The 20,160-nt window shown below is 70.2% G+C and carries 16 protein-coding genes; 6 read left to right on the plus strand and 10 right to left on the minus strand.

Translation table 11 applies throughout. The features are described from left to right. Positions 1–10 precede the first annotated feature (10 nt). Positions 11–982, minus strand: a complete 972-nt coding sequence (locus KEG57_RS10110) for a terpene synthase family protein (protein ID WP_272419467.1) — start codon at positions 980–982, stop codon at positions 11–13. A 342-nt stretch (positions 983–1,324) separates the two neighbouring features. Between KEG57_RS10110 and KEG57_RS10115 the strand changes: the two genes are divergently transcribed. Next, positions 1,325–2,464 (plus strand): S8 family serine peptidase, encoded by a 1,140-nt coding sequence (locus KEG57_RS10115; RefSeq protein ID WP_272419468.1) that lies wholly within the window; start codon positions 1,325–1,327, stop codon positions 2,462–2,464. Between the two features lie 3 nt (positions 2,465–2,467). Here KEG57_RS10115 and KEG57_RS10120 read toward each other — a convergent pair whose 3' ends face one another. The 3 genes from KEG57_RS10120 to KEG57_RS10130 all read right to left on the minus strand — a co-directional run bounded on the left by KEG57_RS10120 (position 2,468) and on the right by KEG57_RS10130 (position 6,318). After that, positions 2,468–3,499 (minus strand): sulfate ABC transporter substrate-binding protein, encoded by a 1,032-nt coding sequence (locus KEG57_RS10120; RefSeq protein WP_272458409.1) that lies wholly within the window; start codon positions 3,497–3,499, stop codon positions 2,468–2,470. Between the two features lie 3 nt (positions 3,500–3,502). Next, positions 3,503–4,990, minus strand: coding sequence for a Kelch repeat-containing protein (locus KEG57_RS10125; RefSeq protein WP_272419470.1), 1,488 nt, complete (start codon positions 4,988–4,990; stop codon positions 3,503–3,505). A 113-nt stretch (positions 4,991–5,103) separates the two neighbouring features. Next, a complete protein-coding gene (locus KEG57_RS10130; protein ID WP_272419471.1) occupies positions 5,104–6,318 on the minus strand; it encodes an aminotransferase class I/II-fold pyridoxal phosphate-dependent enzyme in 1,215 nt (404 codons plus the stop codon). A 131-nt stretch (positions 6,319–6,449) separates the two neighbouring features. On the opposite strand from KEG57_RS10130, the gene KEG57_RS10135 reads away from it, so the two are divergent. From KEG57_RS10135 to polA, 4 genes are read left to right on the plus strand one after another with little or no spacing between them, the layout of a single operon-like run. Then, positions 6,450–8,285 carry a S8 family peptidase gene (locus KEG57_RS10135; RefSeq protein ID WP_272419472.1) on the plus strand — a complete coding sequence of 612 codons (1,836 nt, stop codon included), beginning with the start codon at positions 6,450–6,452 and terminating at the stop codon, positions 8,283–8,285. A gap of 44 nt (positions 8,286–8,329) precedes the next feature. Then, positions 8,330–8,527, plus strand: coding sequence for a hypothetical protein (locus KEG57_RS10140; protein WP_272419473.1), 198 nt, complete (start codon positions 8,330–8,332; stop codon positions 8,525–8,527). Continuing rightward, positions 8,524–9,846, plus strand: coding sequence for a carboxypeptidase regulatory-like domain-containing protein (locus KEG57_RS10145; protein ID WP_272419474.1), 1,323 nt, complete (start codon positions 8,524–8,526; stop codon positions 9,844–9,846). Before KEG57_RS10140 ends, KEG57_RS10145 begins: the two co-directional genes overlap by 4 nt. A gap of 51 nt (positions 9,847–9,897) precedes the next feature. Beyond that, positions 9,898–12,594 (plus strand): DNA polymerase I, encoded by a 2,697-nt coding sequence (polA, locus tag KEG57_RS10150; RefSeq protein WP_272419475.1) that lies wholly within the window; start codon positions 9,898–9,900, stop codon positions 12,592–12,594. Positions 12,595–12,772: 178 nt separating this feature from the next. On the opposite strand, the gene rpsT is transcribed toward polA, so the two are convergent. The 4 genes from rpsT to KEG57_RS10170 all read right to left on the minus strand — a co-directional run bounded on the left by rpsT (position 12,773) and on the right by KEG57_RS10170 (position 15,406). Next, positions 12,773–13,042: a 30S ribosomal protein S20 gene (gene rpsT / locus KEG57_RS10155; RefSeq protein ID WP_272419476.1), complete on the minus strand. Its 270-nt coding sequence runs from the start codon at positions 13,040–13,042 to the stop codon at positions 12,773–12,775. 9 nt (positions 13,043–13,051) lie between these two features. Beyond that, entirely contained in the window at positions 13,052–13,234 is a 183-nt protein-coding gene (locus KEG57_RS10160; RefSeq protein ID WP_272419477.1) for a hypothetical protein, read from the minus strand. Between the two features lie 118 nt (positions 13,235–13,352). After that, entirely contained in the window at positions 13,353–14,552 is a 1,200-nt protein-coding gene (locus KEG57_RS10165; protein ID WP_272458410.1) for a hypothetical protein, read from the minus strand. Positions 14,553–14,818: 266 nt separating this feature from the next. Further along, on the minus strand, positions 14,819–15,406 hold the full coding sequence (locus KEG57_RS10170; protein WP_153821614.1) for an RNA polymerase sigma factor: 588 nt from the start codon (positions 15,404–15,406) through the stop codon (positions 14,819–14,821). Positions 15,407–15,816: 410 nt separating this feature from the next. Here KEG57_RS10170 and KEG57_RS10175 point away from each other — a divergent pair, with 410 nt between their 5' ends. Next, the gene (locus KEG57_RS10175; protein WP_272419481.1) at positions 15,817–17,148 is read left to right on the plus strand and encodes a S41 family peptidase; all 1,332 of its coding nucleotides are present in this window, start codon (positions 15,817–15,819) and stop codon (positions 17,146–17,148) included. Here the strand turns inward: KEG57_RS10175 and KEG57_RS10180 are convergent. Both KEG57_RS10180 and KEG57_RS10185 read right to left on the minus strand, forming a co-directional pair. Beyond that, the gene (locus KEG57_RS10180; RefSeq protein ID WP_272419482.1) at positions 17,145–18,404 is read right to left on the minus strand and encodes an FAD-binding protein; all 1,260 of its coding nucleotides are present in this window, start codon (positions 18,402–18,404) and stop codon (positions 17,145–17,147) included. The genes KEG57_RS10175 and KEG57_RS10180 overlap by 4 nt on opposite strands. After that, a complete protein-coding gene (locus tag KEG57_RS10185; RefSeq protein WP_272419483.1) occupies positions 18,401–20,116 on the minus strand; it encodes a glycerol-3-phosphate dehydrogenase/oxidase in 1,716 nt (571 codons plus the stop codon). Before KEG57_RS10185 ends, KEG57_RS10180 begins: the two co-directional genes overlap by 4 nt. Positions 20,117–20,160: the final 44 nt, after the last annotated feature.

Below are 20,160 nucleotides of genomic sequence, written 5' to 3' on the forward strand. Positions count from 1 at the left end.
TGCGCGACAATCATTCCACAGGCTGCTGGACCGCGACCCTCGGCGGCAACGTGGGAGATACTTGATACCGCCCGTTGTCATAAGCCCAATCCAGATGGCCACGGAGCAGATGCCCGAGCGCGGTGACGAAGCGGCGCGTGCTCTCGTCGGGATCGTCCTGGCGTAGTCGCTCCGAAAGCTGGAACCACTGGCGCATGCGCTCGTTGTGCATGCCGATCACGAGCTCCTCCGCCTGCGCGGCGCCGATTCTTTTCTCGCGCATGAGCACGAGGACGAGGTTGTGGTAATCGCCCTCCTCGAGCTCCCGCGCATACGTGAACAAATCGTTCGCCATTCCCACGAGCAAGCAAGCCAGGCTTTCGAGCTGCGAGACCTCCGGCCGCTTCCGGGCCGCCGTCCCCGCGGGACGGGCACGATCCGCGTCGGCGAGCTCGATGAGCGGATACAGGCCAATCGTGGTCTTCCGCGCCTCCAGATAGAGATCCCCGTGCGGGACGAACCGGTTCCGTCGATTGATCGCCTCCCACGCAAAACCGGCGAACAGATCCGCGACCTTGTCGACGAAACGAGCGAACCAGGCTTCGGAGAACGTATTCGTCATCCGCAGCCGGAGATCCTCGAACGCGTGCGCCATCGGTACGTCGCTCCGCGGCGGCTCGGTCCCACGCAGGACGCCCACCTGTCGACCTAGCAATGTGGCGGTATCGATCGGATGAACCTCCGCCCGCTCGCTCAGGTCGTCCGTCAGGAAAAACACCGCAAGCCAATCCGTCGCAATTTGCAACGCTTTGGCATCGATATGGGGGAAAAATCGCGCGGCGAGCGTTCCAAGCTGAATTTTTTCGAGCCGCGCGTAGCCGGTCTCCGTCGCGAGAAGGTCGTGGCTGCGCGCCCACCGGAGGGTCGCGGCCTGCGCCTCCGCGCCGTTCGGATGGAGCGCCGAAGGTAGCGGACAATATAAGGCAGAACCCATGAGGTTCATGAGGCCCTCCAGGCGCGACCGTGTTTTGCCAACGATTCCCACTTCGAGTAGAACGGAGAAAAACCCCAAAGTCAAGGGTGTTGCAGGGTACGGAAGCACAGCACGGCGCTGCGCTGATCTCGGGGCTCGCACGAATATTCGCAATGCGAGGCTCGGCCAACCGAAAATGGCGCTGGCGGCATTGGTGCTATTTCCACCGCATCTTATCGAAAAAACGAGGCGCGTTCGGATCGCCGCCGCCCCCCGCGATCCCGATGCGCTGTGCCACACCACGAGACCTCCGTTTCCCCCGCTCCCTGCCATTGCCCTCCACCCTCGTTCGGTGTCACAACCACGCCCCCGATGGCCCGCCCCCAGCTCCTCTCCATCCCCGAGCGCCTCGACGCCAACCCCCGCTTCACCGGCCGCGGCGTCGTCATCGCCCTCGTCGACAGCGGCTTCTATCCACACCCCGACCTCATGCGTCCGAAGCGCCGTATCAAGGCGTACGCCGACGCGACCCGCGACGAGGCCGTCGCCGACGACTTCTTCACGCCGCGCGCCGCGTCCTGGCACGGCACGATGACCGCCTGCACCGCCGCAGGAAACGGCTACGTCTCGGGGGGGCGTTACCGCGGGCTCGCCTCGGAAGCCGAGGTCGTGCTCATCAAGGCTCTCAGCAGCGAAGGAAAGATCACGGGCAAGAACGTCGCCCACGCGATCCGCTTCCCGCTGCGTTATCCGCACCTCGGCATCCGCGTGCTCAACGTGTCGCTCGCCGCGCCGTCGAGTGATCCCGACCAGGCCGAGGTCGAGGCCGCCGTGGCCGAGGTCGTCGCCGCGGGGATCACGGTTTTCGCGGCCGCAGGCAACACGCCCGGTCGGCCCTCGCGCCCGCCCGCGTCCGCGCCCGAGGCGATCACCGTGGGCGGGCTCGACGACAAGGGCGAGCGCGAAGGCGACGCGTCGCTCTGGCCGTCGAGCTACGGCACGATCCGCGCGGGCCTCGACAAGCCGGACCTCGTCGCCCCCGCGATCTGGGTGCCCGCGCCGATGCTGCCCGGCACGCTCGTCGCACGTGAAGCGGTCGCGCTCTTCCAGCTCCTCTCCGTGCTCGAGGAGCTCTCCGTGGAGCAGGGCTTTTCCGAGCAGAAGCAGCGCGCGAGCCACGACGAGCGTAGCAGCGTGAACGGGCTCATCGACGCGGTGAGCGCGCGCATCAACCGGCAGAAGTACATCGGCGTCGACTACCAGCACGTCGACGGGACGTCGTTCGCCGCGCCGATCGCCGCGAGCGTGGCGGCGCAGATGCTCGAAGCGAATCCGAGCCTCACGCCCGCGCAGATCCGCGAGGGCCTGCTCGCGACGGCCGCGCCCATGCCGCAATACCCGAAGATCCAGCAGGGCGCGGGTTTCATCCGGCCGCGTCAGGCCGTGATGTGGGCGCAGCAGAAGAAGCAGGACAAGTTCGTCGCCGTGGTGGAAGAAGGCGCGCTCGAGTAGCGCTCAAGGCGCCGCGTACACGGTCTCCCACGTGCGCGGAAAGACGCCGTCCTTGCCGAAAAGCTTCGGCACGACCTCGTTCCAGCCGCCGAGCGAATCGATCCGCACCGGGTCTTCGAGCTCGGGGAAGGCGGCGGCGTGCGCGGCGCGCACCTCGGGGTCGTCGCTGCGGAAGCCGTACGTCGCGAGGATGTGCTGGGCCTCGTTGGAGCTCAAATAATCGACGAAGGCCTCGGCCTCGGGCAAGCGGGCGTGCTTCTGGGCGTTGACGTCCACCACGGCCGCCATGACCTCGACGACCATGGTCGAGGTGGGGATCACCATGTCGTAGGTGCGGCCGGCGGCGCGGCCCGCGAAGACCTCGCTCTCGTAGGTGACGGCCACGTCGCCGACGCCCTTCTCGAAGGTGATGAGGCTCTCGCGTGCGCCCTTGTCCGCGATGGCCACGTTCTTCAAGACGCGGTGGAGGTAGCCCTGCGCGGCGGTCTCGTCGTTCGCGGCGACGCCCGCATGGCCGCGGAGCGCCGAGGCCCAGAGCGCGCTGACGTTCCACATCGCGCCGCCGCTCGTCTTCGGGTTCGGCATGAGCACGTCGAGGCCAGGGCGCGCGAGATCGGAAAAACCCGTGATGCCCTTGGGGTTGCCCGGACGAACCGCGAGGGCCACGATCGAGGTGGTGAAGGAGCCGCGCCGGCCACGCTTGCGCCAGTCGTGCGTGATGAGCTTTTCCTTTTCCAGGCGCGTGACGTCCGGGGCGAGCGCGAGCACGACGACGTCGGCCGGAAAGCCGGAGGCGACGGCGCGAGACTGCGCGCCGCTCGCGAGGTACGAGGTGCGCACGCGGATGCGCTTGCCCGTGCGGGCCTCGTAGTGCGCTTGAAAGGCCGGGAGGACGCCGCGGTCGAAGGCGTCACGTGGCGCCGAGTACGAGGCGAGGACGAGCGTGACGTCCGCCTCGGGTTCGCGCTGCGCGCTCGTGCACGACGCGAGCCCGAGGAAGGACGAGAGCGCGAGGGCGAAGCGCGCCCAGTGCATGGATCAGGGGAGGATCGACGGATCGAGGATGCCGCCGGTGTTCGTGACGCCGCCGCCGGGCGTGACGCCGCCCCAGATGACCATCTTGCTCCCCGTGCTGATGGCCGTGTGATGCGCGCGGCCGATGGGCGCGGTCGGGATCGGCTTCGCGCTCCAGGTGTTCGTCGCCGGGTTGTAGAGCGAGCCCGTGTTGAGGTAGGTGCCGTCGACGTTCTGGCCACCCCACACGATGAGGCGCGGCGCGATCCACACGGCCGTGTGGTACTGCCGGAGGTCGGGCGCGCCCTCGGTCGTCATGAAGCTCCACTCGATCTTCGGCTTGTACCGCGCGCCGATCGAGGCCGGCCCGAGCAGGTCGTAGCCGCCCCAGACGATCATCTCGGTGCCCGTCCATTCGGCCGCGTGACGCGCGCGCGCCGGCGGCTGGCCATCCTTGACGGCGCTCCAGACGCCCGTGCCCGGATCGAACTCGGCGCCGTCGCCGAGGTAGGTGACCTCGACGCCGTTGAAGCCGTAGCCGCCGAACACGATCATGTCCGAGCCCGTCCACACGGCCGAGTGATCCGAGCGCGGGCTCGGCGGCGCGCCGCCCGCGGGGAGCGGATCCCAACGGTCCTCGGTCACGTCGTACGCGCCGCCGTCGCCGAGGTAGTTCGTCCCGTCGAACCCGCCCCACACGATCACCTTCGAGCCGGTCCACACCATCGTGTGACCCGAGCGCGGCGAGGGCGCGCCGGCCGTGGCCATCGACGACCACGTGTTCGAGATCGGGTTGAACACGCCGCCCGTCTTGACGGGCATGCCGTTCTCGCCGCCCCAGACGACCATGTGCGTGCCGGTCCAGACGGCGCGGGCGCGGGCGCGCGGCGGCGGGACGTTCGCGGTGCTCATCGGCGTCCACGTGCCCGTGTCGAGGTCGAGCATGCCGCCGGTGTTCGTGGTGCCGCCGGCGGTGTTGCCGCTCCAGACGATCATCGTCGCGCCGGTCCACACGGCGACGTGATGCGAGCGCGCGGCGGGCGCCTCCTGCGTCGGCGTCGGCTCCCAGGCGTCGGCGCACTTGCCCTCGGTGCATGCGCCGAAGCATGCGTGCCCGCAGGTGCCGCAGTCCTGGCTGCTCGTCTGCCGATCGACGCAACGCGCGGGATCGCCGCAGAACGACTCACCCGCGGTCGGACAGACGCACTCCCCCTGGGAGCAGATCGTGCCGGGGCGGAAGGCGCAGTCCTGGATTTCGAGGCACTCGACGCACGTCGACTTCTTCGTGTCGCAGACCGCGGTGGGCGCGGGGCAATCGGAGTTCGAGATGCAGGTCGTGGGAACGCCGCCGCCATCGCCGCCGCTCCCTCCTCCTCCGCCGGTGCCTGCGCCGCCCGAGGCTCCGGGACCCTCGGGTCCCAGGGTCAACGCATCCGGGCATCCGCCGAGCAGCATCACGAGCGCTGCCGAGACACCCACGAGCCCCCACGGCCTTTGGCGAGTCGCACCCATCTCGAACCTTCCCATTCTCACGGCCTCCGAGGCGCGCCGAGCGGCGCGACAATGGATTCGAGACGTTACCAGAACGCTCGAATTTCGTCGCGGTCGTCAGGGCGCCCGGACGATCAGGGGTTCGTCGCCCGCCCGAGCCCGTCGACGAGCCGCTCGATGTCCCGCTCGGGGACCGAGCAAATCCCGACCCGGAGCGCGCCCTGGACCGGCACCACGAAGATGCCTTCCTGGCGCAGGCGCGCGGCGGCACCCAGCGCGTCCTCGCAAAACACCGTGGTGAAGAAGCCGCCGTCGTAGCGGGGATAGCCGAGGCCCGCGGTGGTCGCGAGCGTGTTCCAGCGCTCGACGCGACGGTCGAGGAGGTCCTTGTACGCCGCGCGTTCTTGATCGACGCGGGCGCGGAGATCCGGATCGGCGAGGACCCGGGCGATGGCGTTCATGCCGGCGGCGTTGCAGTTCGACCACGTGCCGCGGCTCGCGTACGTGAGCGCATTCTGGACACGCGCGCGCTCGCCGTCGTCGGGGCAGAGCGCGACGAGCGAGCCGACGCGCAGGCCGTACTGCGTGAACGACTTCGACGCGGACCAGGCGAAGAGGACCATGGCCTTGTCCGCGAGGCGCAGCGCCGGCGCGAACGTCTCCGTCAGGTTTTGCTTCGCGTACCGCCCATAAGCGACGTCGAGCAGCACGGTGATCGGTCCACGCGTGGCGGCGCGCCCGACGACGTCGACGATGCCGTTCCAGTCTTGCGCGTCGAGCGAATAACCCGTCGGGTTGTGGCAAGGCGTGTTCAGGAAGACGAGCGCGCGGCCTTGCGCGTCGAGGACGCCGGCGAGCTTGCGCTCGAAGTCGGCGACGTCGAGGCGGCCCTTGTCGTCGAACATGCGGAACGTCGCGAGGGTGCGATCCGCCTCGTCCGCGAGGGTCTTGTACGGGCTCCAGTAAAAGCCGGTCGTGAGCAGCATCTGCTGCGGTTCGAGGAACGTGGTGATGGCGTGGCGGAGCGCGCCGGAGCCGCCGGGCGTGGCGACCGCGGTCGCGAAGGAGGCCTCGGGGCGGCCGGCGAAGAGGTCGTCGATGACGCCCTGCAAGAAGGCCGGCGGGCCGGCGATCGGGGCGTACGCGGCGCCGACCTCGGGCGGCACGGAGCGCAGCGCTTCGACCACGGCGCCGATCACCGCGAGCTTGCCGTCGTCGTCGAGCAGCACGCCGACGGTCGCGTTGATGACCGGCTCACCGGACTTCTTTCTCGCCTGCGCTTCCGCGTTCAGCGCGAAGATGGGATCGTCCGCGGGGCGCGCGGTTCGCGAGGGAATCAAGAACTCCATGGAAGCGGCCGCTACCACGACTCAGGGAGCGCTGCCAAGACGCGACACACGCCGCGATGCGTCCAAGGTCGTCCCGCTCGCCGGCTCGATGCGCACGGGACCCGGCTTCCGCGCTGCGCTAGGATAACGCCATGCGAACGTCTGCCGCTCTCCGGACCACGCTCGTCGCGACCGCGCTCGTCGCCACCGCAAGCGCCGCGAGCGCCCGAGGACCTGAGCGCCCGCTCGTGGATCCCTCCCAAGCGAACGGCATTCCAGAGGTCTACGCAGACGCGCTCGGCCCGCTCTACGAGCCCGTCGCCATCGCGACGGAAGGGTTTTTGTCGACGCCGTCGGATCTCGGCGAGACGAGCTGGGACGTGCCGGGGCAGATCGTGGTGGACGCTCGGGACGACCTCGACGTGTCTTCGCTGCTCTCGCTCGCCACGGACTTCGGTCTCACGTTCACGCCGACGCAGCTCGCGCCGTCGACGAAGATCCAGATCGCGACGGTGTCCGCGGGCGACATGGCGCGTGTGCTCGACCGGCTCTCGCGCGATCCGCGTGTCGAGTTCGCCGAGCCGCTCGCGCGTGTGCGCGCGTCGTTCGTCCCGAACGACCCGCTCGCCGGCGAGCAGTGGCACATGCAGCGCATCGGCGCGCAGCGAGCGTGGGACTTTTCGGTCGGGCGCGGCGTGACGGTCGCCGTCGTCGACACGGGCATCGCTTGCGAGGACCACGGCCCGTACATGAAGGGCACCGACCTCGCCGCGACCGAGTGCGTGGAGGGCTGGAACTTCGTCACAGGCAACGAGCACGCGAACGACGATCAGGGCCACGGCACGCACGTGGCGGGCACGATCGCGCAGTCGACGAACAATGGGATCGGCGCGTCGGGCGTGGCGTTCGGCGCGCGGCTCATGCCGGTGAAGGTGCTGAACGAGAACGGCTGGGGCACGACGGCGGACGTGGCCGACGGCATCCGCTGGGCCGCCGATCACGGCGCGCACGTGATCAACCTGAGCCTCGGCGGCCCGCGCAACTCGAAGGTCTTGCAGAAGGCGATCGAACACGCGCACCGCATGGGCGCGGTCGTCGTCGCGGCCGCGGGCAACACCGGCGGCAGCGTGCAGTACCCCGGCGCCTCCGACGGCGTCATCGGCGTGAGCGCGACCGATCCGAACGACAAACTCGCGTCGTTCTCGTCGCGCGGCGAGGGCGTGGATCTCGCCGCGCCCGGCGTGAAGGTCGTGCAGCAGACGGTGTGCAACAAGGGCCGCAACAAGTGCGAGCAGTTCCCCGGCTGGAACGGCACGTCGATGGCCTCGCCCCACGTCGCCGGCGCGGCCGCGCTCGTGATGGGCCTCGGCGTGACCGATCCGGCTGCGGTCGAGGACGCGTTGCGGAAGAGCGCGCGTGTGGTCGATAGCTCCGATGGTGGAAAGCGCCTCTACGGCGCGGGTGTGCTCGACGCGGCCGAGGCGGCCGTGTCCGTGACGAAGCAGCACGCGCTCACGCGCCTCGTCGCGCTCGTGCTCATGACGGCCTTCGTCGCGCGGGCAGCGCGCAAGAAGAACAAGGACGCGAAGAGCCCGCTGCGCCTTGACTTCCTCCTGCCCGCGCTCGCCGCGGGCCCGGGCCTGTTCTTCTTCGCGCCGTGGCTCCTGCCGCGCGCGGACTTCTGGGTCGACGTCGCCGCGCGCCCGATCGCGGATCTCGATCTGCTCGTGGGCGTCTCGCTGCATCGCTTCCTGCCGCTCGCGAACGCGTTCGTCCCCTTCGCGCTCACCGCGGTGGGCTTCGGCATCAAGCGCCTGCGCCCGGCGATCGCCGGCCTTTCCGTGGGCACGGGGGCGTACCTGCTCTCGCTCGTCGCGCTCGGCGACGCGGGCGGGCCCTTCGGCCGCGTCGCGCTCGTCGCCTGGTGCGTCCTGAACGCGGCGATCTGCGCCTGGATCGCGCGTACGAACCTCGCCGAGACCCGCTAGCATCCCCGCCGGCCGAGCTCCCTCGGCTCGGTTATAGTCCGCGCATGCGTTCGCGATCCCTCCTCGTCCTGCTCGTCTTCTCGCTCTTCGGCTGCGGCGGCTCTTCCAGCGAGACGCCGTGGCCCGCGGAGCCCGAGGGGCCTGCGCTCGGTCCTGCCGGCGAGACATCGCGCGGCGAGCTCGACGACATCCGCAGCGCCGCGCCCGACGCAGGCAGCGGGGGGCCGGGCGTCGAGCCGTGACCGCGCCCCGGCGCGCCTGGTCGTTTGCGCTCGCGACCTTCGTCGCGATGCTGGCCGTGCCGCTCCTCGTGTGGCTCGTGCTGCCGAGCCCCGGCGCGCCACCTGCGAGACAGCCGCGCCCGCGCGCCACGGCAGCGGCCCTCGCAACGCCCGTGGAGACGGCGCCTGCGAGCACGACGCCTACACCACGTGCGACGTCGAAGCCGGCGATCGCCAAGGAAGATGAGCCGCCGGCCGACGACGACGTGACCGGGACCGTGCTCGATTCGGACGGGCAACCGGTCGGGCGCGCGGCCGTCGGCTGCGACGATCGAAGCGCGCAGCTCACGACGACGACCGACATGGAGGGTCGTTTCCGGCTTCCAGCGGAGGCCTCGGGCTGCATGGTCGTCGCGCATCACTCGCAGCATCCGTCGTCCGAGCGTGTCCGTGTCGAGGCGGGCAAGGACAACGTCGTGAAGCTCGGCGCGGGCGGCGCGATCGAGGGTGTGGTCGTCGACGAGCAAGGCGCAGCGGTGACCTCGTATCGCCTCACGATCGAGCTCTTCTTGCCGAACACGGAGGGCGTCGACATCGGCGCGCGTGGCCGGCCGAAGACGGTGGAGGATCCGGCAGGCGCGTTCCGTTTGGAAAAACTCCCGCCCGGGAAGTACGTGCTCGGCGCGAGCGCGGAGGCGCATCCGCCGGGCAAGAGCGAGACCGTGGAGGTCGAGGTCGGACGAACCGCGCGCAACGTGCGGATCGCGCTCCCGCGCGCGGCGACGCTCTCGGGCACGGTGCGCGACGAGGAGACACGCAAGCCGATCGTGGGGGCGACGGTGCGCCTCGACGGCATGGCGGGCGGCGGAGGTTTCGACATCGCGGCGCCCGTCACGACGGACGCGGAGGGTGCGTTCTCGCTCGTGGGCGTGCCGCCGGGGCCGTTCTCGGTGCGCGTGGAGCGCGACGGCTACAAGAGCCGCATCGTACCGGGTTTGACCACGCGCGGCGCGTCGGTCATCCGCGAGGACATCACGCTCCGCGCGCGCGGCGACGGCGGCAGCGAGAGCGAGCTCGAGGGCATCGGCGCGATCCTCGCGCCCACGCCTGGCGGCATCGTGATCACGTCGCTCGTGGAGAACGGACCGGGGGCGAAAGCAGGGCTCCGTCGTGGCGATCGTCTCGTCCGCATCGACGGCGTATCGGCCCAGGAGATGACGCTCCCCGACGCGATCCAGAGGCTCCGCGGGCCCTCCGGATCACGCGTCGTGGTGTCGGTCGCGCGCGAGGGCGAGGGCAACGCCGAGGTCACGGTGACGCGCGAGCGCATCGAGCGGTAGCGCTCGGCTGCCCGACCAATCCGCCTCGCGGCCGTGCTACATGCTCGCCCCATGGTCACCCGCAAGGCCGAGTTGCCGCCGCCGGGCGCTTCCGATGTCCTCTACATCATCGACCTGTCGGGGTACGTCTTCCGCGCCTATCACGCGATTCAGACGCCCCTGACGAGCCCCACGGGCGAGCCCACGCATGCCACGTACGGCACCGTGAGCATGCTGTCGAAGCTCGTCGACGAGCGCAAACCGGCGTTCCTCGCGGTCGCGATGGACTCGCCCGGTCGCACGTTCCGCGACGATCTCGACGAGCGGTACAAGGCGCACCGCCCTCCGCCGCCGCCGGACCTTCACGTGCAGATGGCGCGTTGCAAGGAGATCGTCGAGGCGTACCGCATCCCGATCTACATCGCCGAGGGCCTCGAGGCCGACGACCTGCTCGCGGTCGCGGTCGCGCGCGCGAAGGAGCAGGGGCTCCGGGTCGTGATCGTGAGCAGCGACAAGGACCTGATGCAGCTCGTCGACGCGGATCGCGTGATGCTCTGGGACGGGCGCGACAAGGTCTACGGCCCTTCCGAGGTCGAGGAGAAGTTCGGCGTGCCGCCCACGCAGCTCCGCGATCTGCTCGCGCTCGTGGGCGACACGAGCGACAACGTGCCCGGCGTGCCGGGCGTCGGCGTGAAGACGGCCGCGGACCTCTTGAAGGAGTTCGGCACGCTCGACGCGATTTACGCGGGCCTCGATCGCGTCAAGCGCCAGAAGATCCGCGACAACCTGCGCGAGCACGAGGCGGACGCACGCCTTTCACAGAAGCTCGTCAGCTTGCACATGGAAGCGAAGGTCGACTTCGACTTCGAGGCGCTCCGGTACGGCGGCGCGGACGTCGCGCGGCTGCGGGCCCTCTTCACGGAGCTCGGCTTCACGCGCTTCATCAAGGCTGTGCCCGCCGCAGCGCCCGTGGGCGGCAGCAGGCGCGCGATCGCGACACGCGATGAGCTCACCGCGTTCGCTGCGGAGGTGCAGAAGGCCGGCAAGCTCGCGATCGAGATCCACGCGACCTCACGCGAGGCCATGCGCGCGCACGTCTGCGGGCTCGCGCTCGCGTACGAGCGTGGCCAGAGTGTCTACGTGCCGATTGGCCATCGCTACCTCGGCGTCCCCGCGCAGGTCGGCATGGCCGACGTCGCCTCGGTCCTCGGTCCGATCCTGAAGGACCCCGCGATCACGAAGCTCGGCCACGATCTGAAGTTCGTCGACGTTCTTCTGCGCCGCCATGGCCTCTCGCTCCGCGGCATCACGTTCGACACGATGCTCGCGAGTTACCTGCTCGACTCCGAGGCATCGCACGAGCTCGCCGACGTCGCCGAGCGTGACGCGGGCGTGAAGATGCAGCCGTTCGAGGAGCTCGCGCCGAAGAAGCGCGGGCAAGCGCAGCGCGCGCTCGACGACGTCGAGATCGAGCAAGCGACGGGCTACGCCGCGGCCTTCCCCGAGGTGGTTCTCACGCTCGTCGATCAGCAGACGCCGCGCCTCGAAGCCGCGCACCTCACGGACCTCTTCACGAAGATCGAGCTGCCCCTCGCGTCGGTGCTCGCGCAGATGGAGTACACGGGCGTGCTCGTCGATCCGAAGGCGCTCGCGTCGCTCGGCGAGGAGATGGCGAAGGAGCTCGCGGTCCTCGAAAAACGCGCGCACGATGCGGCCGGCAAGGAGTGGAACCTCGCGTCGCCGCGGCAGCTCGAGACGATCCTCTTCGACGAGCTGAAGCTCCGCAGCCTGCGCAAGACGAAGACGGGCCGCTCGACGGACGCGGACGTGCTCGAGCAGCTCTCCGACGATCACCCGCTGCCGGGCATCGTGCTCGAACACCGCGCGATCGCGAAGCTCAAGGGCACGTACGTCGACGCGCTGCCGAAGCTCGTGCACCCCGAGACCGGGCGCATCCACACGCGCTGGAGCCAGGCCGTCGCGGCCACGGGCCGTCTCTCGTCACAGGATCCGAACCTGCAGAACATCCCGATCCGGACCGAGCTCGGCCGCCTGATCCGGCGCGCGTTCGTGGCGCCGCCGGGGTTCGTCGTGCTCTCCGCCGACTACTCGCAGATCGAGCTCCGCGTGCTCGCGCATCTGTCGAAGGATCCGGTGCTCGTCGACGCTTTCCGCACGGGGCAGGACGTGCACACGCGCACGGCGATGGAGATCTTCGGCGTCGAGACGTCGGAGGTGACGGCCGAGATGCGTCGGCGCAGCAAGACCATCAATTTCGGCGTGATTTACGGCATGGGCGAGGCCGCGCTCGCGAGGCGACTCGACATCCCACGCGTCGAGGCCGCGCGCTTCATCGACGCGTACTTCCAGCGTTACCGCGGCGTGCACGAGTTCATGGAGCGCACGATGACGGAGGCGCGGCACACGCAGGTCGTGCAGACGATGCTGGGCCGCCGGCGCATGGTGCCGGACGTGCACAGCTCGGATCGCGGCCGCCGCGCGTACGCCGAGCGGATCGCGCAGAACACGCCGATTCAGGGGTCGAGCGCGGATCTGCTCAAGCTCGCGATGGTTCGTCTCGGCGAACCCGTGGTGCCGGGCGCGCGCATGGTGCTGACGGTGCACGACGAGCTCACGTTCGAGGTGCCCGAGGATCGCGTGGAGGAAGCGAAGGCGAAGGTGCGCGAGGTGATGGAGACGGTGTTCCCGCTCGATGTGCCGCTGGTCGTCGACGTGGGTGCCGGGCCGACCTGGGCCGACGCGCACTAGGCGACGCGGCTAGAAGAAACCCCTCTGCCGCAAACCCCCAGCCCCTCTCCCTCACGGGAGAGGGGAGGGGAGCCAGTTTTTCCGAGACAAAATGCAACAAACCGCCGCACGCCTCGAATGTTCGAGGTGTGTAGCGGTCCGATGCGTGCTCGGCCGAGGCCGAGGATCAGCTGCGGGTCTAGGCGACCTTGCCGGCCTTGTGCAGCGCGCGGGCGAGGCGGCCCTGCAGGCGCGAGGCGCGCTTGCGGGGGATCGTGCCCTTGTGCGCCGCGGTGTCGAGCGCGCCGATGGCCTCACGAACGTTCTTCGTCGCGTCCGCGGGGGTGGCCGTGATGCTCGCACGCGCCTTCTTCAGCTCGGTGCGGAGGGCGGACTTGGCGGCACGATTACGGGCCGTCCTCTTGATGCGCTGGCGGTTGCGCTTGTCGGCAGATGCGTGATTGGCCATGGAGCAAACCTACTTCTTCGCTGCCGCGCTCGCCGCCGTGCGGGGGGCATCGGGCGCGTTCGGGTCGTAACCCTCGAGGTGGATCGGAAACTTCGGCGTGCCGTGGGCGCGGAGATCGCGCTTGCGGGCCGTGCCTGCGCGCCGCGACTTCCGCTTGCGGATGCGGCTGCTTTGCTGCGTTGCGGAGACCATGGGGGGGCGGAGTCTATTCGGAGGGTCCCGCCTGTCAAGGCAAGACACACGTTTTCCGCACGATCCGTAGCGCCGGCCGAACCAAGAAGCCCGAGCCCGGCCGGCGCGGTACGGCCGTTCAGGGCCGGATCGTCGCGCCAACCGTGAACGAGGGCTTCGAGAACGGGCCGACGTTCGCGCCCTTCAGCGCAGCCTTGACGCACCCGCTCTGCCCGTTGCTGGCGGCCCAGCCCGTCACGCTGACGTTCGTCACGGTGCCGCTCGACGAGAACGTGATCTGCGCGCGCGACACGTCGTCTGCGCCCGCGACGCACGCCTTCGCGCCCGGCATCACCGCGCCGATCGCGCTTGCAACCGAGCCCTGCGACGGCTGCTCCGGGATCGTCTGGTTGCCGCCCTTGTTGCCGCCCGCCGCGGGGACCATCTCACCCGTGCCGTCGTTCTTCTCGGCCGAACCACCCACGGCCTGCGCCATCGCGCCCGCGAGATCGCCGGGCTTCGCGCCGATCGTCGGGGCCGGACCGGCCGGAGCGGCGGGCGCCTGCTGCGCTTCCGCGCCGCCCGCGGGAGGCGTGGCCGCAGCGACCTTCGAATCGGCCGCAGCACCGCCGCCCGTCGGCTGTGCGGGCTTCTGCGCGTCCGCGGTCTCCGTCGGCAGCGAGTCCAAGGACAAACCCGTCGACGCCGGCGGCGGTGCCTCGGCGATCTTCTGCTCGACCGGCTTCGGCGCCTCGGCCGCGACCTGGGGTTTTTCCTGCCCGACGTTCGCCGTCGTCGTGTTTTGCTTCGGCGACTGACCACGCATCACGATCGCGACGCCCGCGGCGATGCCGACGACCGCGACGAGGATGCCCCACGTCGCGCCGCCGCCCTTCTTTTCAGCCTTCTTCTCGCGCGCCTCGGCGAGGTTCTTCACGTTGCCCGCGCTCGCCGCGGCGACCTTCTCGTCGCCCTCGAACGCAAGGTCGTGCGTCGCGGGCTTCGCCTTCTCGGCGGCCGCGATCTGCTCGGCCGTCGCCGTCTTGTTGATGACGTTGAGGTCGACGACGCCCGAGTCTTCCTTGCCCGTTTCCGAGAGCCTCGGCGGAGGCGCGGAGGGCAGCGGCGTGCGCGAGACGGGCGGAGGCGGCGCTTCCGACGGCGGCTTGCTGATCGATGCCGGCGGGATCGAGCCCGGGATGCTCGGGCGGGACGCACCCGCTTGGCTGGCCCGCGCGGCGAGCTCCTTCAGCGACGGACGCTTGGAGGTCGCGGCGCTCATGGGCATGCTCTCCGGGGGTTTGGCTGACGACCCGGAGTTCGAATCCTGCTGAGACATCGTTCTTTCTCCTGAAAGGAGAGGCCGCGCGGGGCCCTCCGAAGCTACCAAGCGTTCTGCCTCTCCCGCCTCGGGCGAGAGCGATGGCGGCGCGAGCAGCGCCGTAAGTTGCGCGTCGTCCACGCGCGGAGCGGCCTGTGCAGCCGCGACGATCGAAGCCGCTCGTTCCTCCCAAGCCGCATCATCCAGGTGCGGTGCAGGCCAGGAGCCAAGGAGCGTGTCGACCTTGGAACCGAGATCGGTCTTGTCGGTCTTGTCTTGGGGGCTCATGCCGCGTCCCCTCCAAACCCTTGCTTTTCGAGGTGCTCGCGCAGCTTGCGCCGCGCTTCGTGCACGCGCCAGGCGACCGTGCCCTCGGGACAATCGAGCACCCGCGCTGCCTCTTCATGGCCCATGCCGTCGATGCACACGAGGACCAGCGTGGTCCGCAGTGTGTCCGATAGCTTGTCGATGCCCTCGCACAGCGCCTTCGTGAGCTGACGCTCCTGCGCGATCCGCGCCGGATCCGAGCCGTGCGACGAGCGATGCTCCGCGAGGAGCGGCTCGATGCGCGGGTCGTCCGCGGGCACCGCGTCGCGCTTCGGCTTGCGAGCGCGGATGGTGTTGAGCGAGAGGTTGACGGCGATGCGGTAGAGCCAGGTGAATGGCTCGCTGCGGCCGTCGAAGCGGTCGAGCGCCTGGTAGGCTCGGACGAAGGTCTCCTGCGTCACGTCCTCTGCCTCCGCGCCCGTACGCACGAGGTGGAACGCGAGGCGGAAGATGCGCCGCTGGTAACGCTGCACGAGCGTCCCGAACGCTTGCGCGTTCCCGGCGCGTGCCTGCTCCACGAGCTCACGATCCGTCGGTTTGCCCATCTTGGAAGGCTCGCTGGTGCGTGAAACGAAGGGAGGGCGCCCTGGGCGGGTCCCGCCACGGTCGGACCACGGACGACATCCGTGAGTCCGACGAGGAGCGCGAAGGTGCGATGTGCCCGAGGCCCGTGGCCGGGAGCGAGGGATCGCCGGGAGGCAAGGCCCACGGGCCGTGCCCCCGACGGTCTCCCCGATGAGCGCCCCGAGCCACGTTCAGGCGCGCGAACATAACCGAACATGGCCGGTTGGACAAAGCAACGCGCCGTTGCTTGGGACGAGGTTTTCAACCGGGCGCCTGGAAGTTGCTACCCCAGGCCGGCGCGCGTCACGAACGGGGGGCCCTCTCCCGGCTCCAGGCCTCCGTAAGCCGGGCCGTGATCCAGGCCGCGGGCTGCTATGGTCGGAGCATGCGCATGTCCGCTCCCCGATGGCTCCGGACCGCCGGGCTCGTGCTTGCCGCTTTCGCCGGTGGCGCGGTGACGAGCCAGGCCGTACACGCGAGGAACCAGTCGAGTAGCCCGTACGACCCCTTCGACCAGCTCTCCTGGGTGCTCGTGCTCGTCGAGAACCACTACGTCGACCCAGCGCAGCGCAATAAAATCGTCGAGGGGGCGATCAAGGGGATGGTCGCCGAGCTCGATCCGCACTCGGCGTACATGACCCCGCAGGAGTACACGCTCTTCCAGAGCGACACCGAGGGGAAATTCGGCGGCATCGGCGTCGAGGTCGACTTCCGCGACGAGCGGGTGATCGTGCTCGCGCCGATGGAAGGTTCGCCCGCGGCGCGGGGCGGCGTGAAGGCAGGCGACGAGATCGTGGCGATCGAGGGCAAACTCGTGCGCGGCGAGCGGCTCGAGAAGATCATCGGGCTGATGCGCGGTCCGGCAGGATCACGCGTGCGGATCACGCTGCGTCGGCAAGGTGTGTCCGAGGCGATCCAGCTCGACCTCGCGCGCGAGGAGATCCACGTGGCAAGCGTGGTGGGCAAGCGGCTCGACAGCGACATCGCGTACGTGAAGCTGCGGCAATTCCAGGCCGGGACGCACGAAGAGCTGCTGCGCGTGACGGCGAAGCTGCGCGCCGAGAGCTCGCGGCCGCTGCGCGGCGTGCTGCTCGACATGCGGAACAACCCCGGTGGTCTCGTCGACGAGGCCGAGGCCGTGGCCGACGAGATGCTCGATACGGGCGTCATCTACACGACGCGGCATCGAGGCAAGGTGATCGACGAGGCAAAGGCGAGCGGCGGCGGCGCGCTCGCGAACCTGCCGATCGTGACGCTCGTGAACGAGTACTCCGCGAGCTCGTCGGAGCTCGTTGCGGGTGCGCTGCAGGATAACCGCCGCGCGTCGGTGATCGGGTCGTCGACGTTCGGTAAGGGGAGCGTGCAGACGATCTTCGATCTGCCAGGCGGCGCGGGGATGCGGCTGACGACGATGCGGTACTACACGCCGAGCGGTCGATCGATCCAGGCGCAAGGGATCCAGCCCGACGTGCGCGTCGAGGCGAGTCGGCCGTTGCAACCAGGCGAGGTGGTGCGCGAGAGTGATCTCGACGGTCATCTGCCCGCGGAAGCAGGAGGCGGGACCGCCAACACGAACGTGGCGCGAGGGCCGATCGTACGAGCAACCGCAGACGATACGGGGCCCGCGCGTGACGTGCCGACGGACCCGACGAAGGGATCCGATTTCGTGCTGGCGACGGGTTACAAGATGCTGATCGAGCGGCTCGGCGCAGCGCCGCGTTAGGCCGGCTGAGCGGCGGCGCGGCCCGCGCGCAGGCCCGAGGCGACAGCTTCGAGCAGGGTGCGCGGGCGAGCCGCGAGGACGTCGCCCGCGACGAAGATGCCGGGCGCCGCGCGGCCGCCGGGCGCATGCACGCCGACGGCTTCGAGCGCGGAAGGCGCGGCGTCCTTGGGCCACGCGATCTGATCGAGCTCGGGGCCGTGCATGGAGGCGACGACGTCGAGCGGGCCTCGGCCGAGCGCAAGCGCGACGGGCGCGTCGATGGAGAGCGCGAAGGGGATGGCGCCACGCGCTGGGAGATCTTCGCCGGCGTCGTGCTCGGGCGGATCGTAGACGATGCCGCCGCCCGCGACGCCGCCCATCGCGATGACGGCGGCGTCCGCGGCGGTCTTCGCGGTGTCGCGCGCGCGGGTGAGGAGGATCCGATCGCCATCGCGGACGAGCGATACGGCGCGATCGGCGATGCGCTGCACGCGGAGCGCGTCGAGGAATTTCTTCTGCGCCGCTTCGAAGCGCAGGCCCGCGGCGGAGCCCACGCCGACGAGCACTTCGCCGACGGGAAGACCGATTCGTTCGGAGAGCTCCTCCGCGCGGGCCGCGCGCGCGCCGAGCCAGGAGCCGAGCAGCACGGCGGAGGCGGGTTCGTCCGGATGAACGCGCGCGTCGGATGTGAGCGCTTCGCGCATGCGCTCGCCGAGCCAGGCGATCCGCGCCGGATCGTCGTGCCGCGCCGCGAGGTCGCCGTCGGAGATACGCGCCTCGTCGGCGAAGCGCAGGATCGGCGTGTCGATGGCCTCGAAGCGCAGGCCCGTGCGGCGCGCGAGCGGGTCGTCGGAGAGCGTCGCGGCGATGGCATCGGCATCCCAGCCGGCGCGTGGAGCGCGGGGCAAGAGCACGCGTTTGCCGTGGAGCGCGCCGAGATCGAGCAGGCCCTTGTCGCGGCCACGCGCCGGGCGCAGGCGGCCCGCGATCGTCGCGACGAACGGCGGCGGCGCCCGATCCGGGAGGTCCCAGATCCCGAGCGCGTTCGAGAACGCGGCGACGTCCGCAGGCAAGCTGTGGAGCTCGATCGGGCTGCCGAGCACGCGCGCCGCGTGCATGCGTTCTTCCCAGGGGACGTCGTCGACGGCGCCTCCGCCGAGCGAGCTCGCGCCCGCGCCGGCGGAGACGAGGATGACGTCGGCGCCACTGTTTCGCGCGGCAAACGCAGCCGAGAGGCCAGCGACGCCCGCGCCGAGAATGAGGACGCGGCGGCTCACGCGGCCTCGCCTTCTTCGAGGTCGCGCACGTCGACGCCGAGCTCGGCGCGGACCGCCGCGATCGCCAGCGCTTCCTGTTGCGCCTGCTCGGGTCCGAGCGCGACGGCGCGCGTCTGCGCCTGGCGCGCGAGGAAACGCGCGGCTTGCTCGAGGCCCTCGCGCGGCGAGAGGTCGAGCTCCTGCGCCACGATCTGCCCACACCGCGCCGCGCATCGCATGCCGCCGCACGCGCCGAGGCCGAGGCGTGTCCGGCGCGAGACGTCGGAGACCGAGCGGGCCCACTCGGTCCGCACGACGTGTCGGACCTCGGCCTCGATCACCGGCTCGCACGCGCAGACCGTCACCGCCTCGCGAGGCCGTTCTTGCACGCGCTCGGCGATGTGGAGCGAGCGCGAGCCGTGACGGAACACGAGCCGTCGCGCCGCGACCGGATCGATCTCCATGCGCGCGGCGAGCGCGATCGCGTCGACGGGTTTGTCGCCGCCCGGCAGCGGGCGCTCGTGCGTGGCGCAGCGCGCGCCGATGTCGAAGCGCGCGGCGAGGATGTCGGTCATCTCCTCGGCGAAGATGCGATAGCTCGCGAGCTTGCCGCCGACCATCGAGTAGACGCCGGGCGCGTCGTGCGCGGCGTGGTCGATGATCTGGTGCTCGCGCGAGAGCTGATCCTCGTGCGGGCCGTAGGCGTAGAGCGTGGGGCGCACGCCGGCGTAGGTGCCGATCGCGCGCGCCGTGTGGATCTGCGGAAAGACACGCGCGACGCCTTGCACGAGGTAACGCACCTCCTCGCTCGTCGCGCGGACCTGGTCGAGGTCGCCGTAAAAGTCGTCGTCGGTCGTGCCGACGATCGTCATGTTCTGCCAGGGCGCGACGAAGATCTGCCGGTCGTCGATGGTCTGCGCGGCGACGGCGTAGTTCAGAAGGCGCCGGTCGTAGACGATGTGGATGCCCTTGCCGGGGCGGACGCGCGCGCGCGTCGGCGGGATGCGGCCGAGCGAGGCGGTGATCGGGGCCCACGCGCCCGTCGCATTGATGACCGTGCCCGTGCGCAGCTTGCCCGTCTTGCCCGTGCGGCGGTCGCGGTAGTGCACGGCGACGACCTCGCCCGTGTCCTCGCGCCGCTCGATGCGCTCGACGGTGCAGCCGACGAGGATGCGCGCGCCGCGCTCGCCCGCGTCGACGGCGTTCGCCGCGCAAAGCCTGGCGCCGTCGATGCCCCACTCATCGAAGCTGATGCCGCCGACGATGTTGCCGCGCAGCCCCGGCTCGAGCGTTTGCATCTCCTCTGCCGTGAGCATCGCGTGCTTTTTGCCGCGCTTGAGGGGCTGGTAGCGGTCGTACGCCTCAAAGAAGGCGTCGATGAGGGCGAACATGATCTTCGCGCGGCCCTTGTTCTCGACGGGCATCAAGAACGGGACGCGGTGGAGCATGTGCGGCGCGATGCGCTGGATGTAGCCCGAGTCGCGGCACGAGGTCGCCGTGACGTTCGGGTCGTTCAGCATGTACCGCGGGCCGCCGTGAATGAGGCCGCTGTTGTTGCCGCTCGCGCCGAAGGCGAGGTCGTTGCGCTCGAGCAGCGCGACCCGAAGGCCGCGCATCGAGGCGTCGCGGGCCACGCCCGTCCCGTTCACGCCGCCGCCGATGACGACGATGTCGACGTCGTGGTCGGATCGTCGAGGTTCTACCTTTCGGGAGCTGTTGACGGGACGCGGCATGGTGCGCGTCATAGCACGCCGCGGCGAGGGTCGCAGAGGCGCGC

The organism is Polyangium jinanense (genome assembly GCF_028435365.1).